This is a genomic window from Shinella zoogloeoides (genome assembly GCF_003574625.1).
Taxonomy (GTDB): Bacteria; Pseudomonadota; Alphaproteobacteria; order Rhizobiales; family Rhizobiaceae; genus Shinella; species Shinella zoogloeoides_A.
Genome location: NZ_QNUJ01000016.1, coordinates 13,583 through 39,897 on the forward strand (window position 1 = coordinate 13,583; position 26,315 = coordinate 39,897).

The 26,315-nt window shown below is 65.8% G+C and carries 28 protein-coding genes and 1 pseudogene; 15 read left to right on the forward strand and 14 right to left on the reverse strand.

Features of this window, described 5'->3' with window-relative positions; genetic code table 11:
- Window positions 1-28 precede the first annotated feature (28 nt).
- The 4 genes from ftsE (at window position 29) to DSD28_RS24540 (ending at window position 3,355) form a co-directional block, all read left to right on the forward strand.
- A complete protein-coding gene (ftsE, locus tag DSD28_RS24525) occupies window positions 29-688 on the forward strand; it encodes a cell division ATP-binding protein FtsE (protein WP_119259060.1) in 660 nt (219 codons plus the stop codon).
- Window positions 681-1,688, forward strand: a complete 1,008-nt coding sequence (locus DSD28_RS24530; protein WP_119259061.1) for a cell division protein FtsX — start codon at window positions 681-683, stop codon at window positions 1,686-1,688. Before ftsE ends, DSD28_RS24530 begins: the two co-directional genes overlap by 8 nt.
- 71 nt (window positions 1,689-1,759) lie before the next feature.
- On the forward strand, window positions 1,760-2,467 hold the full coding sequence (locus DSD28_RS24535; protein ID WP_119259116.1) for a YdcF family protein: 708 nt from the start codon (window positions 1,760-1,762) through the stop codon (window positions 2,465-2,467).
- Window positions 2,468-2,542: 75 nt separating this feature from the next.
- The gene (locus DSD28_RS24540; RefSeq protein ID WP_119259062.1) at window positions 2,543-3,355 is read left to right on the forward strand and encodes a lysophospholipid acyltransferase family protein; all 813 of its coding nucleotides are present in this window, start codon (window positions 2,543-2,545) and stop codon (window positions 3,353-3,355) included.
- Here DSD28_RS24540 and DSD28_RS24545 read toward each other — a convergent pair.
- Window positions 3,334-3,885 (reverse strand): gamma-glutamylcyclotransferase, encoded by a 552-nt coding sequence (locus tag DSD28_RS24545; protein WP_119259063.1) that lies wholly within the window; start codon window positions 3,883-3,885, stop codon window positions 3,334-3,336. The genes DSD28_RS24540 and DSD28_RS24545 overlap by 22 nt on opposite strands.
- A gap of 77 nt (window positions 3,886-3,962) precedes the next feature.
- On the opposite strand from DSD28_RS24545, the gene DSD28_RS24550 reads away from it, so the two are divergent.
- A complete protein-coding gene (locus DSD28_RS24550) occupies window positions 3,963-4,973 on the forward strand; it encodes a DUF2125 domain-containing protein (protein WP_119259064.1) in 1,011 nt (336 codons plus the stop codon).
- On the opposite strand, the gene DSD28_RS24555 is transcribed toward DSD28_RS24550, so the two are convergent.
- Together DSD28_RS24555 and DSD28_RS24560 are read right to left on the reverse strand one after the other, a co-directional pair.
- The gene (locus DSD28_RS24555; protein WP_119259065.1) at window positions 4,974-5,906 is read right to left on the reverse strand and encodes a prephenate/arogenate dehydrogenase family protein; all 933 of its coding nucleotides are present in this window, start codon (window positions 5,904-5,906) and stop codon (window positions 4,974-4,976) included.
- 33 nt (window positions 5,907-5,939) lie between these two features.
- The gene (locus DSD28_RS24560; RefSeq protein WP_119259117.1) at window positions 5,940-6,707 is read right to left on the reverse strand and encodes a class I SAM-dependent methyltransferase; all 768 of its coding nucleotides are present in this window, start codon (window positions 6,705-6,707) and stop codon (window positions 5,940-5,942) included.
- Between the two features lie 91 nt (window positions 6,708-6,798).
- On the opposite strand from DSD28_RS24560, the gene gloB reads away from it, so the two are divergent.
- Window positions 6,799-7,563 (forward strand): hydroxyacylglutathione hydrolase, encoded by a 765-nt coding sequence (gloB, locus tag DSD28_RS24565; protein ID WP_119259066.1) that lies wholly within the window; start codon window positions 6,799-6,801, stop codon window positions 7,561-7,563.
- Between the two features lie 2 nt (window positions 7,564-7,565).
- Here gloB and yddG read toward each other — a convergent pair whose 3' ends face one another.
- Window positions 7,566-8,447: an aromatic amino acid exporter YddG gene (yddG, locus tag DSD28_RS24570; protein WP_119259067.1), complete on the reverse strand. Its 882-nt coding sequence runs from the start codon at window positions 8,445-8,447 to the stop codon at window positions 7,566-7,568.
- Window positions 8,448-8,483: 36 nt separating this feature from the next.
- Entirely contained in the window at window positions 8,484-9,260 is a 777-nt protein-coding gene (locus tag DSD28_RS24575; RefSeq protein WP_119259068.1) for a DUF3108 domain-containing protein, read from the reverse strand.
- Between the two features lie 342 nt (window positions 9,261-9,602).
- On the opposite strand from DSD28_RS24575, the gene rpmB reads away from it, so the two are divergent.
- Window positions 9,603-9,896, forward strand: a complete 294-nt coding sequence (rpmB, locus tag DSD28_RS24580) for a 50S ribosomal protein L28 (protein WP_119259069.1) — start codon at window positions 9,603-9,605, stop codon at window positions 9,894-9,896.
- Window positions 9,897-10,010: 114 nt separating this feature from the next.
- A complete protein-coding gene (locus DSD28_RS24585; protein ID WP_119259070.1) occupies window positions 10,011-10,649 on the forward strand; it encodes a VUT family protein in 639 nt (212 codons plus the stop codon).
- Window positions 10,650-10,662: 13 nt separating this feature from the next.
- Here the strand turns inward: DSD28_RS24585 and DSD28_RS24590 are convergent, their stop codons facing one another.
- From DSD28_RS24590 to DSD28_RS24605, 4 genes are all read right to left on the reverse strand, one after another.
- On the reverse strand, window positions 10,663-11,685 hold the full coding sequence (locus DSD28_RS24590; protein WP_245424927.1) for an esterase-like activity of phytase family protein: 1,023 nt from the start codon (window positions 11,683-11,685) through the stop codon (window positions 10,663-10,665).
- Complete coding sequence (gene cobT, locus DSD28_RS24595; RefSeq protein WP_119259071.1) at window positions 11,675-13,576, reverse strand: cobaltochelatase subunit CobT; 1,902 nt, start codon at window positions 13,574-13,576, stop codon at window positions 11,675-11,677. Before cobT ends, DSD28_RS24590 begins: the two co-directional genes overlap by 11 nt.
- A 16-nt stretch (window positions 13,577-13,592) precedes the next feature.
- The gene (cobS, locus tag DSD28_RS24600; protein ID WP_119259072.1) at window positions 13,593-14,591 is read right to left on the reverse strand and encodes a cobaltochelatase subunit CobS; all 999 of its coding nucleotides are present in this window, start codon (window positions 14,589-14,591) and stop codon (window positions 13,593-13,595) included.
- Between the two features lie 139 nt (window positions 14,592-14,730).
- Window positions 14,731-15,363: a J domain-containing protein gene (locus tag DSD28_RS24605; protein ID WP_119259119.1), complete on the reverse strand. Its 633-nt coding sequence runs from the start codon at window positions 15,361-15,363 to the stop codon at window positions 14,731-14,733.
- Between the two features lie 113 nt (window positions 15,364-15,476).
- Between DSD28_RS24605 and DSD28_RS24610 the strand changes: the two genes are divergently transcribed.
- Entirely contained in the window at window positions 15,477-15,758 is a 282-nt protein-coding gene (locus tag DSD28_RS24610; RefSeq protein WP_119259073.1) for a BolA family protein, read from the forward strand.
- Window positions 15,759-15,761: 3 nt separating this feature from the next.
- Here the strand turns inward: DSD28_RS24610 and DSD28_RS24615 are convergent.
- The 3 genes and pseudogenes from DSD28_RS24615 to DSD28_RS24625 form a co-directional block, all read right to left on the reverse strand.
- Window positions 15,762-16,487, reverse strand: a pseudogene (locus DSD28_RS24615) (transporter associated domain-containing protein); the annotation flags it as partial.
- A gap of 173 nt (window positions 16,488-16,660) precedes the next feature.
- Window positions 16,661-17,788, reverse strand: coding sequence for a 3-dehydroquinate synthase (gene aroB, locus DSD28_RS24620; RefSeq protein WP_119259120.1), 1,128 nt, complete (start codon window positions 17,786-17,788; stop codon window positions 16,661-16,663).
- Between the two features lie 10 nt (window positions 17,789-17,798).
- Window positions 17,799-18,380, reverse strand: coding sequence for a shikimate kinase (locus tag DSD28_RS24625; RefSeq protein WP_119259075.1), 582 nt, complete (start codon window positions 18,378-18,380; stop codon window positions 17,799-17,801).
- Between the two features lie 173 nt (window positions 18,381-18,553).
- Here DSD28_RS24625 and DSD28_RS24630 point away from each other — a divergent pair, with 173 nt between their 5' ends.
- The 5 genes from DSD28_RS24630 to DSD28_RS24650 all read left to right on the forward strand — a co-directional run bounded on the left by DSD28_RS24630 (window position 18,554) and on the right by DSD28_RS24650 (window position 22,624).
- A complete protein-coding gene (locus DSD28_RS24630) occupies window positions 18,554-18,703 on the forward strand; it encodes a hypothetical protein (protein ID WP_119259121.1) in 150 nt (49 codons plus the stop codon).
- Window positions 18,700-19,647, forward strand: coding sequence for a site-specific tyrosine recombinase XerD (gene xerD, locus DSD28_RS24635; protein ID WP_119259076.1), 948 nt, complete (start codon window positions 18,700-18,702; stop codon window positions 19,645-19,647). Before DSD28_RS24630 ends, xerD begins: the two co-directional genes overlap by 4 nt.
- Before the next feature lie 77 nt (window positions 19,648-19,724).
- Complete coding sequence (locus tag DSD28_RS24640) at window positions 19,725-20,678, forward strand: acetyl-CoA carboxylase carboxyltransferase subunit alpha (protein ID WP_119259077.1); 954 nt, start codon at window positions 19,725-19,727, stop codon at window positions 20,676-20,678.
- 192 nt (window positions 20,679-20,870) lie between these two features.
- Complete coding sequence (locus tag DSD28_RS24645; protein ID WP_119259078.1) at window positions 20,871-22,385, forward strand: L,D-transpeptidase family protein; 1,515 nt, start codon at window positions 20,871-20,873, stop codon at window positions 22,383-22,385.
- A complete protein-coding gene (locus tag DSD28_RS24650) occupies window positions 22,382-22,624 on the forward strand; it encodes a sulfurtransferase TusA family protein (RefSeq protein ID WP_119259079.1) in 243 nt (80 codons plus the stop codon). Before DSD28_RS24645 ends, DSD28_RS24650 begins: the two co-directional genes overlap by 4 nt.
- Window positions 22,625-22,727: 103 nt before the next feature.
- On the opposite strand, the gene DSD28_RS24655 is transcribed toward DSD28_RS24650, so the two are convergent.
- Together DSD28_RS24655 and DSD28_RS24660 are read right to left on the reverse strand one after the other, a co-directional pair.
- Window positions 22,728-23,882: a CobW family GTP-binding protein gene (locus DSD28_RS24655; protein WP_119259122.1), complete on the reverse strand. Its 1,155-nt coding sequence runs from the start codon at window positions 23,880-23,882 to the stop codon at window positions 22,728-22,730.
- A 14-nt stretch (window positions 23,883-23,896) separates the two neighbouring features.
- The gene (locus tag DSD28_RS24660) at window positions 23,897-25,009 is read right to left on the reverse strand and encodes a D-alanyl-D-alanine carboxypeptidase family protein (RefSeq protein WP_119259080.1); all 1,113 of its coding nucleotides are present in this window, start codon (window positions 25,007-25,009) and stop codon (window positions 23,897-23,899) included.
- A 131-nt stretch (window positions 25,010-25,140) separates the two neighbouring features.
- On the opposite strand from DSD28_RS24660, the gene DSD28_RS24665 reads away from it, so the two are divergent.
- Window positions 25,141-26,301: a M20 aminoacylase family protein gene (locus DSD28_RS24665; protein ID WP_119259081.1), complete on the forward strand. Its 1,161-nt coding sequence runs from the start codon at window positions 25,141-25,143 to the stop codon at window positions 26,299-26,301.
- Window positions 26,302-26,315: the final 14 nt, after the last annotated feature.

A 26,315-nucleotide genomic window follows, 5' to 3' on the forward strand; every position in this document is an offset into this window, starting at 1 on the left:
GTGACCGTTTCTAGAACCGGATTGGCCATTGATTCACTTCGAGAATGTCGGACTGCGCTATGGAATGGGGCCGGAAATCCTCCGGGACCTCACCTTCGATATCCCGCGCCGGTCCTTCCAGTTCCTGACGGGTCCGTCGGGCGCGGGCAAGACGACGCTTCTGCGCCTGCTTTTCCTGTCGCTCCAGCCGACGCGCGGCATCATCCGCACCTTCGACCGGGAAATCTCGACCATTCCGCGCGACGAATTGCCGATGCTGCGCCGGCGCATCGGCATCGTCTTCCAGGATTTCCGCCTGCTCGACCACCTGACGACCTACGAGAACGTGGCGCTGCCGCTGCGCGTGCGCGGCAAGGACGAATCCAGCTATCGCGCCGACGTGCTCGAACTCCTGAAATGGGTCGGTCTCGGCGAGCGGATCAACGTGCTGCCGCCGGTGCTTTCGGGCGGAGAGAAGCAGCGCGCGGCGATCGCCCGCGCGCTCATCGACCGGCCGGAGCTGCTGCTTGCCGACGAGCCGACCGGCAATGTCGATCCGCCGATGGCGCGCCGGCTGCTCAGCCTCTTCCTCGAGCTCAACCGGCTCGGCACCGCCGTGGTGATCGCCACGCACGACCTTTCCCTGATGGACCAGGTCGAGGCGCGGCGCATGATCCTCTCGCAAGGCAGGCTCGACATCTATGACTGACGCGCCCCGCGAAGCCAGCGAGAATGCCGCAGCCGCCCGCCGGCCGGAAATGCGCGTGCGCCCCACCGCGCCCATCGTGCCGCCGGCCAACGTTTCCGGCCGGGCGCTGATGTTCGTCATCGCCATCATGGCCTTCCTCGCCTGCCTCACCTTCGGCGCCGTCACCATGGTGCGGGCGACGGCAGCGAGCTGGCAGAGCCAGATCTCCCGCGAAATCACCATCCAGATCAAGCCGGACGACAATCTCGACATGGAGACCGCGCTCAAGGATGCGCGCGACCTCGCGCTCACCTTTTCCGGTACGCGCGGCGGCACCATCGTCGACAAGACGGCGACCGCCCGCCTTCTCGAACCCTGGCTCGGCGAGGGACTGGACATCGACGAATTGCCGGTGCCGCGCCTCGTCATCATCACCATCGACGAGCAGAGCCCGCCCGATTTTGCGGCGATGCGCAAGGCCCTGTCGGAGGCGATCCCGCAGGCCTCGCTCGACGACCATCGCACCTGGGTCGACCGTCTCGTCGCCATGGCCCGCACCACCGCCTTCATCGGCACGGGGGTGCTTGTCCTCGTCTTTTCGGCCATGGTGCTGACCGTGGTCTTCGCCACGCGCGGGGCGCTTTCCGGCAACCGCCATATCGTCGAGGTGCTGCATTTCGTCGGTGCCGAGGCGAGCTTCGTCGCCTCGGAATTCCAGAAGCATTTCCTGATGATCAGCCTCAAGGGCTCCTTTGCCGGTGGGTTCCTGGCGGCGCTCTTCTTCGCCGTTGCGGGCTTCTGGCAGGGCCGGTCCATCGCCACGCCCCAGAGCGACCAGGCGACGGCGCTTTTCGGCTCCTTCTCCATGGGCCTGACCGGCTATCTCGGCATCGCGGCGACCATCGTCGTCATCGCTTTGCTCACGACATTGACGGCGCGCTTCACCGTCATGCGCACGATCCACGAAATCGATCTCATCCGCTCCGATCCCTCGCGCACCGATCAATTGCCCGATTCATGACCTCTCTCGGGGTGGATCATCGCCCCGAAACGGACTATCCGTTGCCGCAATCCGGTTCTATGGGTCGAATCATGAACACGCTGGAACGGGCAAAGCAGGGATTGCCGGAGGGCATCTCGCGTGGCGAGGCAAGGCGGCGGCGCCGCCGGCGGCCCGCCCGGCGGGTCGTGCGCGCCTTTCTGGTGCTCATCCTGCTTGCCGCCATGGCCGGCGCCGGAGGCTTTCTCTATTTCGCCGAGACCGTCGCCGCACTCGAGGCGCCGCCCGAGCCGAAGGCGGACGCCATCGTGGTGCTGACTGGCGGCTACCAGCGCATCGACCGCGCCATCGAGCTTCTGAAGAAGGGGGCAGGCGGGCGGCTGCTGATCTCGGGCGTCAATCCCGCGACGAGCGGCAACCAGCTCCGCAAGCTCACGCAAACCTCCTCCGCGCTCTTCGAATGCTGCGTCGACATGGGCTACGAGGCGGTGGACACGATCGGCAATGCCAACGAGACGGCGCGCTGGATTCGCGACAACCAGTTCCGCCGCGTGCTGGTCGTCACCAACAACTACCACATGCCGCGCAGCCTGCTGGAGCTGAAGGCGGCCGATCCGGAGACCGACTTCATCGCCTATCCGGTCGTCAACACCGACCTGAAGAACGGTAACTGGCTGCGCCAGCCGGGCATCCTGAAGGCCATGCTCTCCGAATATCTCAAATATTGCCTCGCGCATGTGCGGGCCTTTGCCGGCGCGCGAAGCTGGTCGGGGCTGCGGGCCGACATGACCGGCAGTTGAGATCGCCGTGACGGGAGTTTCCCCGCCGGGGATTATCGTGTAGGGCGAAAGCACGTCCCGCTTACAGGCTGCCCGATGATCGCTTTCCGCTCCGTGCTCTTCAATGCCGTCTTCTACGTGAACCTCATCGTGCAGATGATCGTCTTCACGCCGGTCTACTTCCTGCTGCCGCGCAAGAAGGCCTATGTCATCGCCAAGAACTGGGTGCGCAGCAACCATTGGCTCTTCGAAAAGATCGTCGGCACCACCTTCGAGATCGAGGGGCTGGAGAACATTCCGAAGGGCGGCGGCTACATCTTCGCGCCGAAGCACCAGTCCTTCTGGGATGCCTATGCGCTGCTGCCGTGGCTCGATGATCCCTTCTACATCCTCAAGCGCGAATTGACCTGGATCCCGCTCTTCGGCTGGTACATCAAGAAGCAGCGCATGGTGCCGGTGGACCGCAGCGCGCGCGGCAAGGCCATGGCGGCCATCATGCAGCGCACCAAGGCGGAGATGGAATCCGGCCGCGAGCTCATCATCTATCCGGAAGGCACGCGCCGCCCGCCGGGCGCGCCGCCGGAATACAAATACGGCATCGCCCGCCTCTACCGCGACCTGCAGGTGCCGGTCGTGCCGGTCGTCATGCATCCCGGCCTGTTCTGGCCGCGGCGCAAGTTCATCCGCCAGCCCGGCCATTTCAAGGTGCGCATCCTGCCGGCGATCATGCCAGGCATGGATCCCGACGCCTTCCTCGCCCATCTCGTCGAGGTGATGGAGACGGCGAGTGACCGCCTGCTCGTCGAGACGGTCGAGGCCAATCCGCGCCTCATCCTGCCGCCCACCGCCGAGCGGCGGCTCACGGAATTAAAGGCGGAAGCGCGCGATCAGGCCGAGGCGCGGGCGTAAAGGCCTTCCGCCGTCCGGCCGACATCCTCCAGCCAGTGGTCGCGGATGCCCATCTCACGCAGATGCGCCAGCGTGTTGCGGACGTAATCCATGTTGTGACCGGATTTTCCGGTGGCGGCGCTGACGGTACTGGCCGCTTCCGCCACCGTCAGCGAACCGGCGAACTGGTGGTGGGCACGGTCGCAGATATAGGTGAGCGTGGTGATGCGGCGGCCGTCGCTCAACGTCGCGGGCAGCGTGCGTTCCTTGTAGACGTGGGTCACCAGCTCGCGCTCGCGCAGATAGTCCACCACTGCCTCGCGTTTTTCCGGCGTCACGCGGAAGGCGACGCCGCGGCAGGAGCCGCCGCGGTCGAGGCCGAGCACGAGGCCGGGCCTCTCCTCCGTCCCGCGATGCACCCAGGAGCGCACGCAAAGCGACCGGCGGAAGCCGAAGAGGTGGGCCGCCTGCCGCTCCTCGAACTCGAAGCCCGGATTCCACATCAGCGATCCGTAGCCAAAGACCCAGAATTCGTTCATATCCACCGTCACCTGGATCGTCTCTCAAAAAGCCGCCGCAATTGCCGGCATTGTCGCGCAAATCATCTTCGTCACCATTGGAGAACACTATGGCATCGTCAAGCCGCGCCGCCGACGCTTCCGGGGTTACGCGCAAGCTGATCCTGCTCGCCATCGCCGTCGTTCTCTTCGTGGCGCTCTATACGGGCGGCTGGTTCTATGCTGCAAGCTGGATCAAGGACCGGGTGGAGCGCGAGCTTGCCGCCTCCGCCCGGGGCATGCATTCGGCCGCGTGCAGCGATCTTTCCGTCCGCGGCTATCCGTTCCGCATCGGGGTGTTCTGCGATTCGGTCGCGATCGACGACCGTCCCTCCGGGCTTTCGGCGACCTTCGGGGCGCTGCGCTCGGCGGCGCAGGTCTATCGCCCCGGCCATGCGGTGTTCGAGCTGGACGGGCCGGCGCAGGTGCGCGTGACGCCCGACCTTGTCTTCGATGCCGACTGGGACCTTATGCATGCCAGCGCCGTCGCCTGGGCGGACGGCCTCGACCGGTTCTCCGCCGCCTATGACGGGCTGAAGGGCAAGCTGAACATGCCCTCGGAAGGGCTTTCCGTCGGCATTGCCGCGGCTCATGGCGAGAAGCATGTCCGCCGGTCCGGTGACGCGCTCGACGTTGCCGCCTCGCTCGACGCGCTTTCGCTGGAGCTCAACGGCAAGGCGCTGCCGCCGATGAACGTCGCGGCCGACCTGACGATCGCCGATGCCGCCAAATGGCTGACCGCCGAAGGCCCGCCGCCGAACCTGCCGCTCGGCACGAGCACGGAATTGCGAAGCCTGTCGTTCGATCTCGGTGCGGGCCAGACGCTGGCGCTTTCCGGTCCCGTGACGGTGGGCGATGACGGCACCGTCTCCGGCGCGCTCGACCTCACCATCGAAGGCATCACGGCCTGGCGCGACCGTGTCTCGGAGCTGTTTCCGCAGGCCGCAAAGACGGCAAAGCGTGTCGCGGAGGCCGTCAAAATTCTTTCGGGCGGACAGGAGCGGGCCGTCGTGAAGGTCAATATCCGGCAGGGGACGGTCTATCTCGGCCTCTTCCCCGTCGCGGAAATCCCGCCCCTCTGATCAGCCCTTCTTGTCGTCGTCGACCGGGCGGCCGAAGTTCGGCGCGGCGGTGTCCTGGCCGGCGTCGATGATCGAGCGGCGGATGGCGCGGGTGCGGGTGAAGAGATCGAAGAGCTTGTCCCCGTCGCCCCAGCGGATCGCCCGCTGCAGATAGGCGAGGTCCTCGGAAAAGCGCGCCAGCATTTCGAGGATCGCATCCTTGTTGTGCAGGCAGACGTCGCGCCACATGGTCGGGTCCGAGGCGGCAAGGCGCGTGAAGTCGCGGAAGCCGGAGGCCGAATATTTGATGACTTCCGATTCCGTCACCGTCTCCAGGTCGTCCGCCGTGCCGACGATGTTGTAGGCGATGATGTGCGGCAAGTGGGAGACGATGGCGAGCACCTTGTCGTGGTGCTCCGTGTCCATCTCGTCGACCTTCGAGCCGAGCGCCTCCCAGAAGGCGGCAAGCTTGCGCTTGGCGTCCTTGTCGGTGCCGTGCACCGGGGTCAGGATGCACCAGCGGCCCTGGAAGAGTTCGGCAAAGCCGGCATCGGGGCCGGAATGCTCGGTGCCGGCCAGCGGGTGGCCCGGAATGAAATGCACGTTCTTCGGCATGTGCGGCAGCATCTGCGCGACGACCGATGCCTTGGTGGAGCCGACATCGGTGACGATGGCGCCGGGCTTCAAGTGCGGGGCGATCTCTTCCGCCACCTTGCCGGAGGCGCCGACGGGCACCGAGACGATGACGAGATCCGCGCCCTCGGCCGCCTTGCCGGCGTCATGGACATAGTCGGTGCCGAGTTCCAGCGCGCGGGCGCGGTCCAGCGTCTCCATGCTGCGGCTGGAGATGGTGACGGTCTTCGCAAGGCCCTTGGCCTTGACGGCGCGGGCGATGGAGGAGCCGATGAGGCCGATGCCGATCAGCGCGATCTTGTCGAAATGTCCGTCCGTCATGCCCGTTGCCCTTTTTTGCCGTTCGGGCCCGCTCTAGCGGGCGGGCCGGCTTTTGTCGAGGGTGCGCTCGCGCGTCGTGGGGATGCCCTGCGGGGCGAGCACCGGCACGAAGACGCGGCGCGAGGCGCGGGCGGCGACGGGCAGGCCCTGATAGAGCCGCTTCTGGGCCTCGACGATGATGACGCCCGAGAACATCGGCCAGAGCGAGCGGCCGAGCCGCTCGAAGGCGCTGCGCAGCTTCTGCACGCCGCGCAGCTTGGAGGGCGGGAAGAACAGCGCCTCGGCCGAGGCGCCGGGGGTGAAATTGGTCTCGCGCAGCAGCGCGGTGAGCTGGCCGCGCGAATAGGGCCGGCCGGAGCCGAAGGGCGTGTGCTCCATGCGCGCCCAGACGCCGCGCCGGTTCGGTACGACGATGACGAGGCGGCCGCCGGGCGCCAGCACGCGCCAGAGTTCCTTCATCGTCTCGCGCGGGTTCTCGGCGAATTCCAGCGAATGCACCATCAATATCCGGTCGACCGAGGCGTCCGGCAGGGGCAGTTCCTCGTCGAAGATCAGCGCCGTCGAGGAAAGCTCGCCCGGCGGCCAGTTCACCGCGCCCTGGCCGGCCGGCATGAAGGCGAAGGTGCGCTCCGTATCGGCGCGGAAGCGGTCGAGATAGGGCACGGCATAGCCGAGCCCGACCAGCCGCTCGTCCGGCAGCCGCGCCCAGAGCGAGGCGAGCGCCATGGCGATCGAGTGATCGGCAAGGCGGCCGAGGGGCGAGTGGTAGAATTCGCGGAGGTCGACGATATCTGCATGCATGGACAAGATGTTAGCGATGGTCCGGTGGACTTCAAGGCCGATTGCCTTACATTCGCCCGCGATGCCCTGCCGATATGACGAGGAATGGACCATGACCCCGCTGGAAATCGAACTCTTTGCCTGCCGCAGCGACAATTTCGGCGTGCTCCTGCACGATCCGGCGACGGGCGCGACGGCGAGCATCGATGCGCCGGAGGAAAAGCCGATCCTCGAGGCGCTGGAGCGCCGCGGCTGGCGCCTCAGCCATATCTTCACCACCCATCACCATGGCGACCATGTGGAGGCCAATCTTGCGCTGAAGGACCGCTTCGGCGCGACGATCATCGGCCCGGCGCGCGAGACCATTCCGGGCATCGACCGCAAGGTGGATGGCGGCGACAGCTTCGATTTCGCCGGCCGGCGCGTCGAGGTCATCGCGACGCCGGGCCATACGCTCGGCCACATCTGCTTCCACCTGCCGGAGGAGAAGCTGCTCTTTGCCGCCGATACGCTCTTCGCGCTCGGCTGCGGCCGGCTCTTCGAGGGCACGCCCGCGCAGATGTGGGATTCGCTGTCGAAGCTCGCCGCGCTGCCGGAGGAGACGACCGTCTATTTCGGCCATGAATACACGCTGTCGAATGCCCGCTTTGCGAAGACGGTGGATCCGGACAACGTTGCACTCGCGCACCGTGTCGAGGAGATCGAGGCGTTGCGGGCCGCCGGTGCCTTCACCGCGCCGACGACCATCGGTCTCGAAAAGGCGACCAATCCGTTCCTGCGTGCCCGCGATCCGGCGATCCGCCGCCATCTCGGCATGGAGGGGGCGAGCGACACCGAGGTCTTCGCCGAAATCCGCGGGCGGAAGGACCGGTTCTGAGATCAGGCGGGGCTTGCGACCCGCCGCCTGAAGATCATGTCCTTGGCGGCGAGCACCGCGCCGCCCGTCACCAGCAGGCAGGCCAGCGCGATGGTCCAGCTCGGCTCGGCAAAGCCGGAAAGCACGAGGACCAGCGTGGAGAGCAGCGGCGCGGCGTAGCTCGCGGCGCCGAGGATCTGGATGTCGCCGTTCTTCACCCCGAAATCCCAGACGTAGAAGGCGGCGCCCACCGGCAGCAGGCCGAGACCGGCGACGGCGAGCCATTCGAAGCCCGTCTGCGGCCAGACCGTCGTTTCCAGCAGCAGGTGGCAGATGAGCGACAGGATCGCGGTGGCGAGGCAATAGCCGGTCACCACATCCGTTGAGACGGCCTCGAAGCTGCGGGTGGCCAGCGAATAGCCGGCCCAGGTGAAGGCGCACAGGAAGGCCGCACCATAGCCGATGAGATAGGCGCTCTCAAAGGCGACGCCGTTGCGCCCGACGATGAGCGCGGTGCCGCCGAGGCCGAGCAGCGTGCCGACCACATGGTTCCAGCGCAGCGTCTCGCCCGGCAGCAGCGCCGAGCCGGTGACGATGAGGAGCGGCCACAGATAGGCGATCAGGCTCGCCTCGACCGCCGGCGCGTTGCGCAGGGCCGTGAAGTAGAGGAAGTGATAGCCGAAGAGGCCGAGAATGCCGGTGACCCAGACCTTCGCCGGCTGCCTCAGCAGGCGCGCGCGCTGCGGCCGCGCGATGAGCGCGGCGATGCCGGGCAGGCTGCCGATCAGGAAGCAGATGGCGGAAAGCTGGAAGGGCGGCATCTTGCCGGAGGCCGCGGTAAAGAGCGCCAGCAGCGCCCACATCAGGATCGCCGTAAAGCCGATCAGGGTTGCACGTGTTTTCAAGCGATCGCTCCGCCGGTCTGCCGACCGGCGGCCGCATCAACCGCCGAAGCGCGTGGCCGAGACGGTAACGGGGCCGAGCTTGGTCGGAATCCTCACATAGACCGGAGCATATACATTCGCTTCCTCGGCCTTGGCAAACCAGATTTCCATCGTTTTCAGCCGGCGCAGGTATTCGACGTCGTCGCGGCCCTTCTTGTAGCCGGATTTCGGGATGAAGCGGATGCCGCAGACCACGACCTCGCCCTTGAAGCCTTTGGTGGAATAGGGCTTCGTGCCCTTCGACGTCAGCTGGAAATCCATGCGGGATTCGCCGTCGAAGATCGGCAGCGTCTTGGGGCAGATGCGCTTGCCGGCAGGAATGATGAGGCCGGAGATCGGGTCGAGCACCGCGCGCATGTCGGCGCTGGAGACGGGCACCCAGTTGGCCGGCTTCTTGCGCGCCGGCACCATGCTGGCATGGATGACATTGCCGTTGCGGAAGGTCACGTCGATGGCGCGGCCGCGCTTGCCGCTGCGATAGGTCACCGAATAGGAGGTGGCGTGCAGGTTGTCGCGCCCGATGGTGCCGGAAACGGAGGTCGTGCCCTGCGTGCGGGAGAAGATGTCGACAAGGCCCGCCGAATGCAGACTGCCGGAAATGGTGTAGCGGTTGCCGGAAAATGCCGAGCGGAAGCTGGCGGTGGCGACCGGCAGGCCGGAAAGGCGGATGCTGTAGTCCGTCTGGTGCTGGACTTCCGCAGCCGACAGGGGGCCCACACCGCCCAGAAGCGCAAGCGACGCCGCTGCGCCAGCAATCCAACCCCGCCCGTTCATCGTCTCGACTCCTGGAGCCTTCCGTTTTCTTCGGAAGGCGAATGTACCGTCCTGATCCGGCCGTTCCGGCAAGACCGCGCGAGCCGTGCCGGAATCGTCCCGCAGAAGCCCCGCCTAGCCCGCCATTGCGGCGATTCTACGCCGTGGAAAATCGCGCCTTTGCCTGCTATTGCCTGCAAATCATGACGCTTGGCAACTGAATTCCCGCTGAACGGCAGGTTTGGCTTGACGTCGCCGGCCAGTGTGACTATAGAACCGCAACTTTCCAAAAAGGCCAGACGGACTGCGGCCGGTTTCGGTGCCGGAAACGTATTGTCCTGAACAAGAAAAAATAGGTGTACCATGTCCCGTAGTTGCGAATTGACCGGCAAGGGCGTCCAGTCGGGCAACAATGTGAGCCACGCAAACAACAAGACGAAGCGCAAGTTCCTGCCGAACCTGTGCAATGTCACGCTGATTTCCGACGCCCTCGGCCAGCGTTTCCGTCTTCGCGTTTCCGCAGCCGCTCTCCGCTCGGTCGAGCACCGCGGCGGTCTCGATGCCTTCCTCCTGAAGGCTGAAGAGAACGAACTGTCGATGCGCGCCCGTCTGCTGCGCCGCCAGATCGCCAAGAAGACGGCTGCCGCTGCCGCCTGATCCAGGCAAGAGGCCGAAGCATTCTCATTGAGGCTTGACCGCTTTGCGGGCAGGCCTCAATGCTTTGCGCGCAACATCGTTACTCCAACTGGTGGCATCACCCAGGATAAAAAAATGCTTGCGAACCGCGTTACCCTTATCTATGTCCTCCTGATGACGGCCGTGGTCGTCGCCTCCAACGTGCTGGTGCAGTACCCGCTTTCGGGCGAGCTGTTCGGCATCGCGCTCGGCGATCTCCTGACCTATGGCGCCTTCACCTATCCCGTCGCCTTCCTCATCACCGACCTCACCAACCGCCAGTTCGGTCCGCGCGTCGCGCGCCGCGTCGTGGCGGCCGGCTTCCTCGTGGCGGTGCTGTTCTCGATCGGCGCATCCACGCCGCGCATCGCCATCGCCTCCGGCTCGGCCTTCCTTGCCGGCCAGTTGCTCGACATCTCGGTCTTCAACAGGCTGCGGCGGCAGACCTGGTGGCGCGCGCCGCTGATCGCCTCGCTGATCGGCTCGGTGCTCGATACGGCGATCTTCTTTTCCTTCTCCTTCGCGCCGGCCTTCTCGATCTTCGGCCCCAACGACGTCTTCGCGATCGAATGGGCGCCGGTGCTGGGCGTCTTCACGACCGAGATGCCGCGCTGGATTTCCTGGGCGATGGGTGACCTTTCCGTGAAGGTCGTGGTCGGCCTCGTCATGCTGCTGCCCTATGGCGCCCTGATGAGCCGGCTGATGCCGATGCCGGGCGTCGAGAAGACGGCCTGAGGCGACGTAACGCCTATTTTTCTGGAAGCAGCCGGAATTCAAGCATCAGGTTGCGCTGGAGGATGGAGTGGTTGTCGTCGGAAACGACGATGATACGGATATCGTCCTTTGCCATCGCCACCACGTCCAGCCCTTCCATATTGTCGATCTGCTGGCGAAGGTCGGCGTCGATCAGCACCTCGCCGTCGACGACCGCACCGGGGCGGATCGTGTCGCCGGCGATCCGGCGAATGCGCATGCCCATGCCGTCCGAAAAGCGGAAACGGCGCTCCAGCAGCAAGAGATCGCCGTTCGGCAGGAAGGCGCCGTCGGTAATGTCCCAGGGTTCGCTGCGTTTCACGGCGAAGAGGCCGGCGCGCGGGCCGGCGAGCACGGCGGCGAACACATTGCCGCCGGCATCGAGGCTGCGCTCGGTCACGGTTACCGGCACGGCGCCGAGCGGGCCTTTCGCCGGGGACATGGCAAGCGTCTCCATGCCGCGGTTTCGGCGGATTTCCCGCCGCTCTATGGGCAGCGGCAGGCGGCGCTTCGGCCTGGCGTCCATGAAGCCGGGATCGGGATAGGCGTCGATCCGGTGAAGTCCCTCGAAGCTGACGAGGAGTTCGCCCCTGCTTATCGCAAGACCCTCGGCATCCATCTTCTCCTTGGGATTCCCGTCGCGTCCGTCGCGGTCGATCATCGAGCGGATCTTTACGCCCGCAAGGCCGCTCAACCGGCCTTCACCGTCGCGCTCGATACGGCCGGTCAGCCAGTGGCCGGTATCGAGCACCGACACGAAATGCTCACGGTCGTCGCGGAAGCGGATCGCCGAGACGGCACCGAGCAAGGGGCTTGACGACGAATAGGCGATGCCCCCGAGGAATTCGAGCTTGCCGAAGATGCGCCGGTCGGAGCCCGGCGTAAATTGCGTGATGGTGCGGCTGGAGACGGGAATATCCGCGGCAGATACCGGCCGCGCGAGCGGCAGGCAGAGCAGGGCGCAAAGAGCGATTGCGGGAAGGGCTGGCCGTCCCCGGTGCCGCGCCCTAGCCGGCACGGCGCCGGCCGGCCGGGCGACGGGCCGTGCTTTCGTCGGCGAAGAGCGAGGCGAGCTGTTCGGTCATGGCGCCGGCCAGCTCGTCCGCATCGACGATGGTGACGGCGCGGCGATAATAGCGCGTCACGTCATGGCCGATGCCGATGGCCAGCAGTTCGACGGGCGAGCGCGTCTCGATTTGTTCGATGACGGCGCGCAGGTGCCGTTCCAGATAGTTGCCGGGGTTCACCGAGAGCGTCGAATCGTCGACCGGCGCGCCGTCCGAGATCATCATCAGGATGCGGCGCTGTTCGGGCCGGGCCAGCAGGCGGTCATGCGCCCAGATCAGCGCCTCGCCGTCGATGTTTTCCTTCAGCAGGCCCTCGCGCATCATCAGGCCGAGATTGCGCCTTGCGCGTCGCCACGGGGCGTCGGCGCCCTTGTAGACGATGTGGCGCAGGTCGTTGAGGCGGCCGGGCGATTGCGGCTTGCCGCTGGCGAGCCATTTTTCACGCGACTGGCCGCCCTTCCACGCCTTGGTGGTGAAGCCGAGGATTTCCACCTTCACGCCGCAGCGCTCCAGCGTGCGGGCAAGAATATCGGCGCAGGTGGCGGCGACGGTGATCGGGCGGCCGCGCATCGAGCCGGAATTGTCGATCAGCAGCGTCACGACCGTATCGCGGAAGGTCGTGTCCTTCTCGCGCTTGAAGGAGAGCGGCTGCATCGGATCGATGATGATGCGCTGCAGGCGGGCGCTGTCGAGATAGCCCTCTTCGAGGTCGAATTCCCAGGCGCGGTTCTGCTGCGCCATCAGGCGGCGCTGAAGCCGGTTGGCGAGGCGGCCGACGGCGCCCTGGAGATGGGCGAGCTGCTTGTCGAGGAAGGCGCGCAGGCGGTCGAGCTCCGCCTCGTCGCACAGTTCCTCGGCGGTGATCGTCTCGTCGAATTCCTGCGTGAAGACGCCGTAGTCGACCTTCTCGTTGAAATCCGTGAAGGGCTGGTTCGGGCGGCGGACCTCGCCGGGCTTTTCCGTCTCGTCGCCGTCGTCCTCGACGAGATCGTCGTCGGAGATTTCCGCGCCGTCCATCTCGCCTTCGTCCATCTGCTCGTCGGACGTCTCGTTCTCGTCGGCGGGCGCTGAATCGTCGCCAGCGTCTTCCTGGCTGTTGTTGTCTTCCTGCTCGTCGCTGCGCGGCTGGTTCTCGTCCTCAGGCGTTTCCGAATCGTCCGGTTCGTTTTCGTCCTCGCCGTATTGCTCGGCGACGTTCATCGAGGCCAGCATGTTGCGCACGACGCGGGAGAAGGCCTGCTGGTCGTTGATGGCGGAGGAAAGGCCCTCCATGTCCTTGCCGGCCTTGTCCACGATGAAATCGCGCCAGAGGTCGAGCACCTTGCCGGCCGAGGCGGGTGGGGCCTGGCCGGTCAGCTTCTCGCGCACGATGAGCGCGACGGCCTCTTCAAGGGGGGCATCGGCCTGACGGGTGATCGCGCCGAAATTGGCCTTGGCGTATTTCTCCGTCAGCATGACGTTGAGGTTCTGCGCCATGCCATGCATGCGGTTGGAGCCGATCGCCTCGACGCGCGCCTGCTCGACGGCGTCGAAGATCGCGCGGGCATCGGCGCCCTGCGGCGACATGGTCGCGTGGATGCGGGCGTCATGGCAGGCCTTGCGCAGCGCCATCGAGTCGCCGAGGCCGCGGGTCAGCGCGACTTCGGCCGGCGAGGGACGCTTGGACAGCTCCGGGAGGCGGATGCGCTCGCCGGTCATGCCGGGGCGCTCGTTGGCGAAGGTGACCTCCACCTCCGCGTCGCCCGAAACGGCGCGCACGCAGCCGGTCACCGCGCGGCGGAACGGTTCCATGTCCACCACGCCGCCGGGTCTCGGCTTCGAATTGTCTCCGCGGGCTGCCATGCGCTTCACCTCGCCGTCAGGCGGTCGCTTCCAGGACGATGTTGGCGGCGCTTTCCTTCAGCTCGATGCCGAAGGCGCGCTGGTAGAGCTCGGCTACCAGTGTGCGCTCAAGCTCATCGCACTTGTTGAGGAAGGTGACGCGGAAGGCGAAGGCGACGTCGCCGAAGATTTCCGCGTTTTCCGCCCAGGTGATGACCGTACGCGGGCTCATCACGGTCGACAGGTCGCCGTTGATGAAGGCGGCGCGGGTGAGATCGGCGACGCGCACCATGCGCGAGATCGTCTCGCGGCCGTCCTTGCCGGAAGCGAGGCGCTTCACCTTGGCGGCGACGATGTTCACTTCGTTGTCGTGCGGCAGATAGTTCAGCGTCGTGACGATGGACCAGCGGTCCATCTGCGCCTGGTTGATCTGCTGCGTGCCGTGGTAGAGGCCGGTCGTATCGCCGAGGCCGACGGTGTTGGCCGTCGCGAACAGGCGGAAGGCCGGGTGCGGGCGGATGACGCGGCTCTGGTCGAGCAGGGTCAGGCGGCCGGAGGATTCCAGAACGCGCTGGATGACGAACATCACGTCCGGGCGGCCGGCATCGTATTCGTCGAAGACGAGCGCGACATTGTGCTGGTAGGCCCAGGGCAGGATGCCGTCCTTGAATTCGGTGACCTGAAGGCCGTCCTTGACGACGATGGCGTCCTTGCCGACGAGGTCGATACGGCTGACATGGCTGTCGAGGTTGACGCGCACGCAGGGCCAGTTGAGGCGGGCGGCGACCTGCTCGATATGGGTCGACTTGCCGGTGCCGTGATAGCCGGAGACCATGACGCGGCGGTTATGCGCAAATCCGGCGAGGATGGCGAGGGTCGTTTCGCGGTCGAACAGGTAGTCCGGGTCGAGGTCCGGAACGTAGGCGTCCGCCTTGGAATAGGCCGGAACCCGAAGGTCCGTATCAATGCCGAAAACCTCCCGTACGGAAACAGTGGTGTCCGGGAGGTTGGAAATATCGAGATCCATCTTGCTCATCACGTCTCCGCGGGCGGCGGCCTTACCTCCACCCCAAATTTATTGCACGCCAACTTTGCCTTTTGCTAGACCGCATTATACGCGGGTGCTTGACCGCATTATACGCGGCCGGGCGATTCCGCCCGACTTCGCCAATGCTCTAGCAGAAGCCGGCCTGCTTTAACAATTGATATGCTTGGATGACCGCGCGAAAACGCTCTTCCGAGCCCCTGTCTCCGCCATTTGCATCCGGGTGATGCTTTTTGACAAGCGTTTTATAGGCGGACTTGATGTCCTCCGTCGTCGCACTGGCCGAAAGGCCGAGCGTGTCGAAGGCCTTGGCCTCCAGCGTCTTCAGTTTTCGCGCGCGTGGCTCCATCTGGGGCCTGCGGCCCTTGCCCTCGTTGAAGAAGCCGAAGGGGTCGCGGATGCGCTGATTTGCCCCGGCCGTGCCGGAACGCGCCGTACCCTGCGCCGGACCGTTCTTGGCGGCCTTGTTGACGCCGATCGTCCAGGTCGGGCGGTGGCCGGTGATGGCCTCCTTCTGGTAGCGCGCGATCTCGCCGTCGGAGAGGCCCGAGAAGTAGTTGTAGCCCTTGTTGTATTCCTTGACGTGCTCGAAGCAGAACATGAAATACTGCCCTTCGGCATTGCGGCCGACGGGTGCGCGATGCACGGCATTCTCCTCGCAGCCATCCCACTGACAGGTCGGCGCGGAGCGTTCGGGACGCTCCACGCGCCGCTTCGTGCGGATGCGGTCGAAGTATTTGGAATCGAGTTTCATGGCGCTAATTATGGGACTCCGGAAGGCCCGCAACAAGAATTGACAAAGCGGATTGTTGCTGGCTTTGTGGGACTATTTTTCTGCGTCGCGGCCCGGCGTTTCCGGCCGCCGAAGGTTCCGAAATGTCCATGAAATCCAGCATGACCGCCAAGCTCGAAGCGGCCTTTTCGCCCGAGCGCCTCGAAGTCCTCAACGAAAGCCACCTGCATGCCGGTCACCAGCCGGGGTTCGATGGCGAGGGCGAGACGCATATGCGCATCCGCATCGTCTCTTCGGCCTTCGCCGGCATGAGCCGCGTGGCGCGCCACAGGGCGATCAACGAGGTGGTGAAGGCGGAGCTCGACGCGGGCCTGCATGCGCTCGCCGTCGAGGCGACCGCACCCGGCGAGCCGACGCGCTGGTAGTCGCTACGTGCCGGCCGGCCCGGGCTCGACCGGGCGGATGCGCAGCTTGGTGATGCGGTTCTTCACCCGCTTCATGACGATGAAGCGCTTGCCGTAGAAGGTGAAGGCCTGCCGCTCCTCGGGGATCGATTTCGATTCGTGGATGACGAGGCCGGCAATGGTCGTCGCTTCCTCGTCGGGAAGGTTCCAGGTGAAGGCACGGTTGAGGTCGCGGATCGAGACGCCGCCGTCGACGACGAGCGAACCGTCCGCCTCCTGCCGCACGCCCTGCATGTCGACGGCGGTTTCGTCGGAGATATCGCCGACGATCTCCTTCAAAATGTCCTGAAGCGTTACCACGCCCTGCACCTCGCCATATTCGTCCACCACGGTGGCGAAATGCTCCTGCCGGCGCAGGAATGCGGCGAGCTGTTCCTTCAGCGTCGTCGTGTCGGGCACGAACCAGGGTTTCTGCGCAACCCTGGTGATGTCGAGGTTCCTCGGCTCCACGCCGGGTTCGGCGAGCGCCCGCAGCAGGTCCTTGGCGTGGACGACACCCACGATATTGTCCACCGAGCCGGCCCAGAGCGGCATGCGCGTATAGGGGCTTTCCAGCACGGCCTTGACGATCTCCTCCGGCGGATCGCCGGCATTCAACGCCCGCATGGCAGTGCGGTGGACCATGATGTCGGAGACTTCCAGCGCGTCGAGATCGAGCCCGCTCGTAATCCTGTCGCGGTCGGATTTTGCAGGGCCCCCGTCCCGGGAGCGCTCGCCGTCCGCCTCGCGCGTTTCCTGATGCGAGCGCCAGAGGGCGGCAATCGACGAGCGCTGCCGGAAGATGAGGGCGGCGGCGGCCAGGCCGAGGACGAGAACGATCCACGGCCAGAGGGGAGACGCGAGCGCGGCGGACGTTTCGCCGGTCATTTCGGCAGCTTTTCCTTGAGGAAGGCGACGACTTCGGATTGCGGCACGTCGTCGGCGACGAAGGACTGGCCGACGCCGCGCGTCAGGATGAAGGTGAGCTTGCCGGCCTTGACCTTCTTGTCCTGTGCGATGGCGTCCATCAGTTTTTCAGCCGGCGGCAGGCCGCCCGGAATCTCGCCCATCGTGGTCGGCAGGCCGACCTCGCGCAGATGCGCCTCGACGCGCTTGCCGTCGTCGGGGCTGCAAAGGTTCATGCGGGCGGAGAACTGGTGAGCGAGCACCATGCCGATGGAGACGCCCTCGCCGTGTACGAGGCGGGCGCTGTCATACTGTGTCGCGGCTTCCAGCGCATGGCCGAAGGTGTGGCCGAGATTGAGGAGGGCGCGCTGGCCGTTCTCGCGCTCGTCGGCGGCGACGACATCTGCTTTCGCCTGGCAGCTCGTGGCGATGGCCGTAATGCGTGCCTCGCCGCCGGCGAAGACGTCGCGCCAGTTCTTCTCCAGCCAGGCGAAGAAGTCGGGCTTGTCGATCAGGCCGTATTTGGCCACCTCCGCGTAGCCGGCGCGGAATTCGCGGGGCGAAAGCGTGTCGAGCACGTCGGTATCGGCGAGCACGAGGTCGGGCTGGTGGAAGACGCCGATGAGGTTCTTGCCGTGCGGCGAGTTGATGCCGGTCTTGCCGCCGACGGAGGAATCGACCTGCGCCAGCAGCGAGGTCGGCACCTGAATGAAGCGCGAGCCGCGGCGCACGATGCCGGCGGCAAAGCCGGTGAGGTCGCCGATGACGCCGCCGCCGAGCGCCACCACGGCGTCGTTGCGCTCGATGCGGGCGGCGAGCACGCTGTCGCAGACGCTGATCAGGTGCTCGAAGCTCTTGGTCTTCTCGCCGGCCGGCAGCACGAGCGAGACGGCATCGATGCCCTCGGCTTTCAGTGCGGCCATGAAGCCGTCGAGATAGATCGGCGCGACATGCGCGTCGGTGATGACGGCGATCTTGCGGCCCTTGAGGCGGCTGGCGATCTCGCGGCCGGCGGCAGCGATGAGGCCGGGGCCGATCAGGATATCGTAGGAGCGGTCGCCGAGGTCGACGCGCACGGTGCGGCGCGCGGTGGCAGTGGCAGTCATGGTCATCTCGTCAGGGTTTGCGGGCGGCGGCGGCGATCGCGGTGAGCACCTCCTCCACCATGGTTTCCTTCTTCACGTCGCGCGACATCACGGTCAGATCGGCTTCCGCATAGATCGGGTAACGGGCATTCATGAGGTTTTCGAGCGTCTGGCGCGGGTTCTCGGTCTTCAGGAGCGGGCGGGTGTCGCGCTTGTTGACGCGTTCCCAGAGCACGTCGAGATCGGCATTGAGCCAGACGGTGAGCCCGCCGCGCTTGATGTTGCGGCGGGTGTTCTCGTTGATATAGGCGCCGCCGCCGGTGGAGACGACGCGCGGGCCGGAACGCAGCAGGCGCTTGATGACGCGGGTTTCCAGCGCGCGGAACTCGGCCTCGCCATAGGCGGCGAAGAGGTCGGTGATCGACATGCGCGAGACGCGCTCGATCTCATGGTCGGAATCGACGAAAGGGATGCCGAGCGCCTGCGCCGTCATGCGGCCGATGGCCGATTTGCCGGCGCCCATCAGGCCGATCAGGACGAGGTTTCGCTTGCCGAGTGCGGCGCGGGCCTCGGCGGCGAGCGTGAGAGGGGCCTGGTCGATCAGCTCGGTCATGGCGTTTTCCGGGGTTTCGCTCCTTTCCGTATCGACAAAAGCGCCGGAAGCGTCAAGCCTACGCCGTGCCGGAGACTGCGGATGGCCGGCTCTTCGAGGCCGATCCCGGGCCCGCCGCCCTTGCGCTCGGCGGATGGCAAGGCGATATAGGGGGCATCGCCCCGGAGACAGCCATGCCCACCCTTTTCCGCTTCCTGTTCTTCTGCGCCGTGATCGTCGGATCGGTCTATGGTGTGATGGTGGCGCTGGTGACCTTCGTCGAGCCGACCGAGCGGGAGGTGACGATCCGTATCCCCTCCGAGCGGGTAAACCCGCCGCAATGAGGGATCCATCCGCACTTCAGGTCGAGTCCTTCCTCGAGATGATGAGCGCCGAACGGGGCGCGGCGACGAACACGCTGCAGTCCTACGAGCGCGACCTCGAGGATGCGCGGTCCTTCCTCAATGAGCGGGGCGTGCGCCTTGCCGAGGCGACGCCGGACGATCTCAGGGCCTATCTCGGCCATCTCGCAAAGCAGGGATTTGCCGCGTCCTCGCAGGCGCGGCGGCTCTCGGCGCTGCGGCAGTTCTTCAAGTTCCTCTATGGCGAGGGCCTGCGCGGCGACGATCCGACCGGCATCCTCGATGCGCCGAAGAAGGGGCGCTCGCTGCCCAAGACGCTGAGCGTCGACGACGTCACGCGCCTGATCGGCCGGGCGGAGGCGGAAGCGGCGGAGCCCGGCGGCAACCTTCTCCTCAAGCGGCGCATGCATCTTCTGGTCGAGCTTCTCTATGCGACGGGCCTGCGGGTCAGCGAGCTCGTCTCGCTGCCGGCGAGCGTGCTGGCGCAGACGGGGCGCTTCCTCATCGTGAAAGGCAAGGGCAGCAAGGAGCGCCTGGTGCCGATGTCGCGCGCCGCCGTTTCGGCGCTGGAGGCCTATGGCGAGACGCTGGCGGCCGCGATCGGCGACGATCCGGCGGCGGGCAGCTTCCTCTTCCCGGCTCAGAGCAAGGAGGGGCATTTGCCCCGGCAGGTCTTCGCCCGCGACCTCAAGGCGCTGGCCGGCAGGGCGGGCATCAGGGCCGCGACGCTCTCGCCGCATGTCCTTCGCCATGCCTTCGCCAGCCACCTCCTGCAGAACGGCGCGGACCTTCGCGCCGTGCAGGAACTGCTGGGTCACTCGGACATTTCCACGACACAAATCTATACGCATGTGCTGGAAGAACGGCTGCACCAGCTCGTTCAAACCCATCACCCTCTTGCCAAACAGGCAAAAAAACCGGATTAGGACCCCTCCCGCTTGCGACTGGCCCCTGGCCGAGCGCAGCCTGACGCGGTTTGAGCAAACGATCGGAAACGCATCTCATGCACAACTACCTCGATTTCGAAAAGCCCATCTCGGATCTCGAAGGCAAGATCCACGAGCTGAGAAAGCTGGCGGAAGAAGACGAGAGCATCGACACGAGCGACGAGGTCGGCAGGCTCGAAGTTCGCGCCCGCGAGGCGACGGCGGATATCTATTCCAAGCTGACGCCCTGGCAGAAGACGCAGGTCGCGCGCCATCCGCAGCGTCCGCATTTCGTCGACTATGCCGCGCAGCTCTTCGAGGAGTTCACCCCGCTCGCCGGCGACCGCAAGTTCGCCGAGGACGAGGCGATTCAGGCCGGTCTCGGCCGGTTCCGCGGCGAGGCCGTCGCCATCATCGGCCAGGAAAAGGGCAACGACACCAAGTCGCGCCTCAAGCACAATTTCGGCAGCGCCCGGCCGGAAGGCTACCGCAAGGCGATCCGCGTCATGGAAATGGCCGACCGCTTCGGCCTGCCCGTCATCACGCTGATCGACACGGCCGGCGCCTATCCGGGCATCGGCGCGGAAGAGCGCGGCCAGGCGGAAGCCATCGCCCGCTCCACCGAGATGTGTCTCAATGTCCGCGTGCCGATCGTCTCCGTCGTTCTCGGCGAGGGCGGCTCGGGCGGCGCGATCGCGATCGCCACGGGCGACCGCGTCTACATGCTGGAACATGCGATCTATTCCGTGATCTCGCCGGAAGGCGCGGCCTCCATCCTCTGGCGCGATTCCACCCGCGCCAAGGAAGCGGCGAGCAACATGAAGATCACGTCGGAGGACCTGAAGGCCCTCGGCGTCATCGACGGCATCATTCCCGAGCCGGTCGGCGGCGCGCATCGCGATCCGGCCGCCGTCATCGGCCGCACGGGCGACGTCATCGCCGCCGCGCTGAAGGATCTTTCGGCCAAGCCCGGCGACCAGCTTCGCAAGGATCGCCGGCAGCGCTACCTGAATATCGGCCGCCAGCTCTGATCCGCCGGCAGCGCTCGCACCCTTCGCCCCATCTCGGCCACAATCCTTGTGTGTGAAGGGGCTGCGGTCGTCCGGCAGTCTCGCGAAAGAATTCCCGGTTAAGAGTTTATGAAGTATAAGCCGGTTACGACTGCGCGTCCCGCCCTGCCGGCGCGACGGCTCGCGATCTGACGATAGTTCACGGACCCTTGCATGCGCCTTACCGTTCTTGCCGCCGTTTCGCTTCTCGCCGTGGTCACCGCGGGATGCACCAATGAGACGCTCGACTCGTTCGACAAGGTCGACGTCGACATCTCCAAGGTGTCCAGCAAGACCGGCTACCAGCTTTCGCCGGCGGTGCTGACCAAGTTCTCCAAGATGAACATCGACCGGTCCTCGCCGATCATGCTGCGCATCCTGAAGGAGGAGGGGCGGCTGGAAGTGTGGAAGGCCGACCGTTCCAACCGGTTCCAGATGGTGCGCAACTACAAGATCTGCGCCTGGTCCGGCAAGCTCGGCCCGAAGACGAAGGAAGGCGACCGCCAGGCGCCGGAAGGCTTCTATCCGCTCTCGCGCGGCCAGATGAACCCGAATTCCAGCTACTATCTCGCGATCAACACCGGTTTCCCCAACACCTATGACCGCGCCAACAAGGCGAGCGGCACCAATCTGATGATCCATGGCGCCTGCTCCTCGTCGGGCTGCTATTCGATGACCGACGAGCAGATGCTCGAAATCTTCGCCTTCGCGCGCGACGCCTTCGACGGCGGGCAGAAGGCGGTTCAGCTCCAGGCATTCCCCTTCCGCATGACCGCGGAGAACATGGCGCGGCACCGCGACAATCCGAACATCGAATTCTGGAAGATGCTGAAAGTCGGCTGGGATCACTTCGAGATCACCAAGCGGCCGCCGGAGGTCAATGTCTGCGAAGGCAAGTACGTCTTCAACCAGCAGGCCGACAAGCCCTTCTCGCCGGCCGGCGCCTGTCCGGCGATGACGACGCCGTCGTCGCTCGACGTCGCGCTTTCCAGCTACAACAAGACCTATGCCACGGCCTATGCCAAGGCGATGAGCAAGTACCAGGGCACCGTCTGGATCGAGCCGTCGGAAGCCCAGCGCAAGGCGATCGTCGCCGACCAGCGCAAGGGGCGCGAGCTTGCCTATGCGCCGACGGGCAATTCGCTCGATGCCGGCAAGCTGATGACGCAGCAGGAGATCGAGGCGCAGAAGCGCAAGGCCGAGGAGGCCGAAAAGCGCAAGCTCGAAGCGGAAGAACGCGCCAAGCAGGCGGTCGAGCAGGCCAAGCTCGATGCCGAGCAGAAGAAGGTCAAGGAAGCGGAAGACCTCGCGGCGGACGTTGCCGCCGAGAAGGCGCAGAAGCAGGCGCACGGCGCAGGCGCTCTCCCCGTTCCGGAAGAAAACCCCGGCGTGACGGTCGTCGAGAAGCCGGAGAAGAAGCCGTTCTGGAAGCTCTGGGCCGCCAAGGAAGAGCAGCCGGCCAAGGCCGCGCCTGTCGCGGAGGCCTCGCAGCAGGCCGGCGAGGCGAAGGCCGATGCCGGGCAGCAGGCCCAGAAGGAAGCGCGCAACCCGGCCACGGCCGCAAGCGCCGAAAAGGCGAAGAAGCCGGTGGATGCGGCCGGCACGCAGCCGGTGCCGGAAGAGAACCCGGCCGTCGAGGTCGTGGAGCAGGCGCCGAAGAAGCCCTTCTGGAAGTTCTGGCAGAAATGAGTTCCCCGGCGGGCGATGTCGAGGTCTACGATCTGCGCGGCCTGAAATGCCCGTTGCCGGTGATGAAGACGCGCAAGCGCCTTTCGAGCATGGCGGCGGGCGCCGGCCTCTGGGTCGAGACGACCGATCCGCTCGCCGTCATCGACATTCCCCATTTCTGCCGGGAGGACGGCCATCTGCTCGAGGCGAGCGAGCGCGTCGAGGCGGGGCACCGTTTCCTGATCCGCAAGAAGGCCTGAGCGGGAGCGTTTCGGCTCTTCTTCGGATCGCGAAAACGCTCCGGCATTCTGGTTTTGCGCATTTCCGAACGCAAAACCGCGAGGCACTTTTGCTGGAAATGCTCTAGAATTTCAGGCCGGGTATGGCGAGCGGGTTGTCGGCAAGCGCCGCGCGGTCCGGGCGGTCGATCTTCGGCGTGCCGGTGAAGGCGTCGAACAGGTCGCGCACGAAGGCTTCCGGCAAATCCCTGGTGATCAGCACCAGCCGCGTGCGGCGGTCGTGCGGGTCCGGCCAGGCGGCGAGCCGCTCCGGCGGATGGAAGACGCTCTGGACGCCCTGCAGCACCAGCGGGCGCTCCGGGCTGTTGCTCATCAGCACGATGCCCTTCATGCGCAGCAGCTTTTCGCCATGGGCCGAGCGCAGCAGATCGATGAACATTTCCAGCGCCATCGGGTCGATGGGACGGTCGTGAACGATGCTGAAAGAGCGGATCGTCGCATCGTGCCGCGTCACGTCATGGGCGTGCTGGTGGTGGTCATGCCCATGGTCATGGTCGTGATGGTGATGCCCGTGATCATGCTCATGGTGGTGATGGTGGCCGTGCGCCTCCTCGTGCAGCCAGCGGCGAACGTCCGGGATCTTGCTGCCGGGATCGTAGAGGCCGTTGGCAAGAAGGTCCGGGCCCGTGAGGCCGGGCGTGTCGACATCGGCGACCGCGGCGCGCGGGTTGAGCGCGGCGACCTCCCGCCTGATGGCGGCGAGCGTTTCGGCGTCGGCAAGCGAGGTCTTGCTGATCAGTACGCGGTCGGCGACGGCGACCTGCTTGACCGCCTCGGGATGGTTGGCGAGCGTCGAGAGGCCGTTGACGGCATCGACCACGGTGATCACGCCGTCGAGGCTGAAGGACTGGGAGAGGATGGGGTTGCCCATGACGGCCTGGAGCACGGGAGCGGGATCGGCAAGGCCGGTCGTCTCGATCACGATGCGCTTCAGCGGCTGGATTTTGCCGGTCTGCATGCGGTCCATCAGGTCGGCGAGCGTATCGACGAGCTCGCCGCGGATCGTGCAGCAGAGGCACCCGTCCGAAAGCTCGATGATGCCGTCGCCCGACTGCTCGACGAGCAGGTGGTCGATGCCGACCTCACCGAACTCGTTGATGATGACGGCCGTGTCGGTGAGCGTCGGGTCCTTCAGGAGGCGATTGAGCAGGGTCGTCTTGCCGGCCCCGAGAAAGCCGGTCAACACGGAAACCGGCACGCGCCGCTCGGCAAGGGTCATGGTCATCCGTCCTGTCAGAAAGTCGGCCGCGGGATCGGGATCGGCACGTTGACCATATCGCCGATGTCGCCGGCGGCAACCTGTTCGCCGGCCACCGGCTTTTCTTCCTCGCCGGCCATCAGCCCGGCATAGACGAGCTTGAGGGGTCGGCTTACCTCATGGATATAGGGGGAGGTCAGCTTCTGGCGGCCGGCCTCGTCGCGGCCCTCGCTGCGTATCTTGGCGGCGTGCTTGGAGCAGATATCGGCGGAGATGTCGGCGACGATGTCGCGCGTCTCGCCATAGGGGCGGAGCTGGCCGAGCGTCGGCACGTTGCCGGTGCGCGTCGTCAGGCCTTTCTGCAGCATGCCGGCGGAGATGTCGGCGCGGGCGCCGAGGCTGTCGGAGCCGAGCACCACGGAGACGACGCTGCGGCCGTTGCGGGTCGCCGAGGAGACCTGGTTGAAGCCCGCCGCGCAGATGAAGCCGGTCTTCATGCCGTCGGCGCCGTCGAAGCGGCCGATCAGCATGTTGTAGTTCGGATATTGCTTCTTGCCGGTGGTGAAGCCCTCGAGCGCGAAATAATGGGCGTATTGCGGGAACTCGCGCTTCAGCGTCACGGCGAGGACGGCAAGGTCGCGCGCGGTCGTGTACTGGCCCTTGCCGGGCAGGCCGTGCGGATTGATGAAATGTGACGAGCTCATGCCGATGCGGGCGGCTTCAGCGTTCATGCGGTCGACGAAGCCCTGTTCCGAGCCGCCGACCGATTCGGCAAGGGCGACGGCGACGTCGTTGGCCGACTTGACGAGGATGATCTTCATCGCGCTGTCGAGCGTCATCTTCTGGCCGGGCTTGAAATACATCTTGCTCGGCGGTTCGGAAGCCGCGTTCTTGCTCATGACGACGGGGCTTTCAAGCGTCTTCTCGCCGGCCTTGATGGCGCGGAAGACCGTATAGGCCGTCATCAGCTTGGTCAGCGAGGCCGGATACCAGCGCTGGAACGCATCCTCGTGCTCGATGACCTTCAGCGTGTTGACGTCAACCAGCATGCGGGGATTGGCCACGGCGCTGCCTGCCGCAAGGGACGTGGTGAGCAACAGGGCGGAGCCCAGAAACCATGCGCTCCGGCGCGTCGTTCGTCCGTTCATCTGCAAAGGCCTGTCCTCGAAATCGGGAGTTGTCTCGAACCGTCGCCCTATTTAACCTATATGGCATCGAGATGGCAAAGCCGTCGAACACCGGTGGCCGACTTTCAGGCCGAAATCACAGGAAGTGTTGCATGCCCGTTCTGAACCGCGCCGCAGAATTGCAGGATGAAATCGCCGGGTGGCGCAGGCACCTGCACCGAGAGCCGGAATTGCTCTTCGCCGTGGAGAAGACCGCTGCCTTCGTCGCGGAAAAGCTGCGCGAATTCGGCGTTGACGAGGTGGTGACGGGTATCGGCCGCACCGGCGTCGTCGGCATCATCCGCGGGAAGGGCGAGGGACGCACCATCGGCCTTCGCGCCGACATGGACGCGCTGCCGATCGACGAGACGAGCGGCAAGCCCTGGTCCTCCACCGTCAAGGGCAAGATGCATGCCTGCGGCCATGACGGCCATACGGCCATGCTGCTCGGCGCGGCGAAGTACCTTGCCGAGACGCGGAATTTCACCGGCAATGTCGCGGTCATCTTCCAGCCGGCCGAAGAGGGCGGCGGCGGCGGCAACGAGATGGTCAAGGACGGCATGATGGAGCGCTTCGGCATTGCCGAGGTCTATGGCATGCACAACCTGCCCGGCCTGCCGGTCGGCGCCTTCGGCACGCGGCCCGGCGCGATCATGGCGGCGACGGACGAGTTCAACATCAAGGTGAAGGGCCGCGGCGGCCATGCGGCGCTGCCGCACAAGACGGTCGATCCCATCGTCATCGGTGCGCAGGTGGTGACGGCGCTGCAGACCATCGTCTCGCGCGTCGCCGATCCGATCGCCTCGCTCGTCGTTTCCGTCACCAAGTTCAATGCGGGCTTTGCCCACAATGTCATTCCCGAGGAAGCGCAGCTTGCCGGCACGGTGCGCACGCTGAGCCCGGAGATGCGTGAGGAGGCGGAGGCCCGCATCCGGCAGATCTGCGCCGGCCTTGCCGCCGCCCACGGCGCGGAGATCACCGTCGCCTATCACCGCAACTATCCCGTCACCGTCAACCATCCGGAAGAGACCGGCCACGCGGTCGACGTAGCGCGCGGCATCGCCGGCGAGGCGGCGGTCCACGCCTCTCTCGACCCGATGATGGGCGGGGAGGACTTTTCCTACATGCTGCTCGCCCGGCCGGGCGCCTTCATCTTCGTCGGCAACGGCGATACCGCCGGCCTGCACCACCCCGCCTACGACTTCAACGACGACGCCATCCCGCATGGCGTGACCTACTGGGTCAAGCTCACCGAAAGCCGGCTTGCCGCCTGACGCGAAGGCCCGGC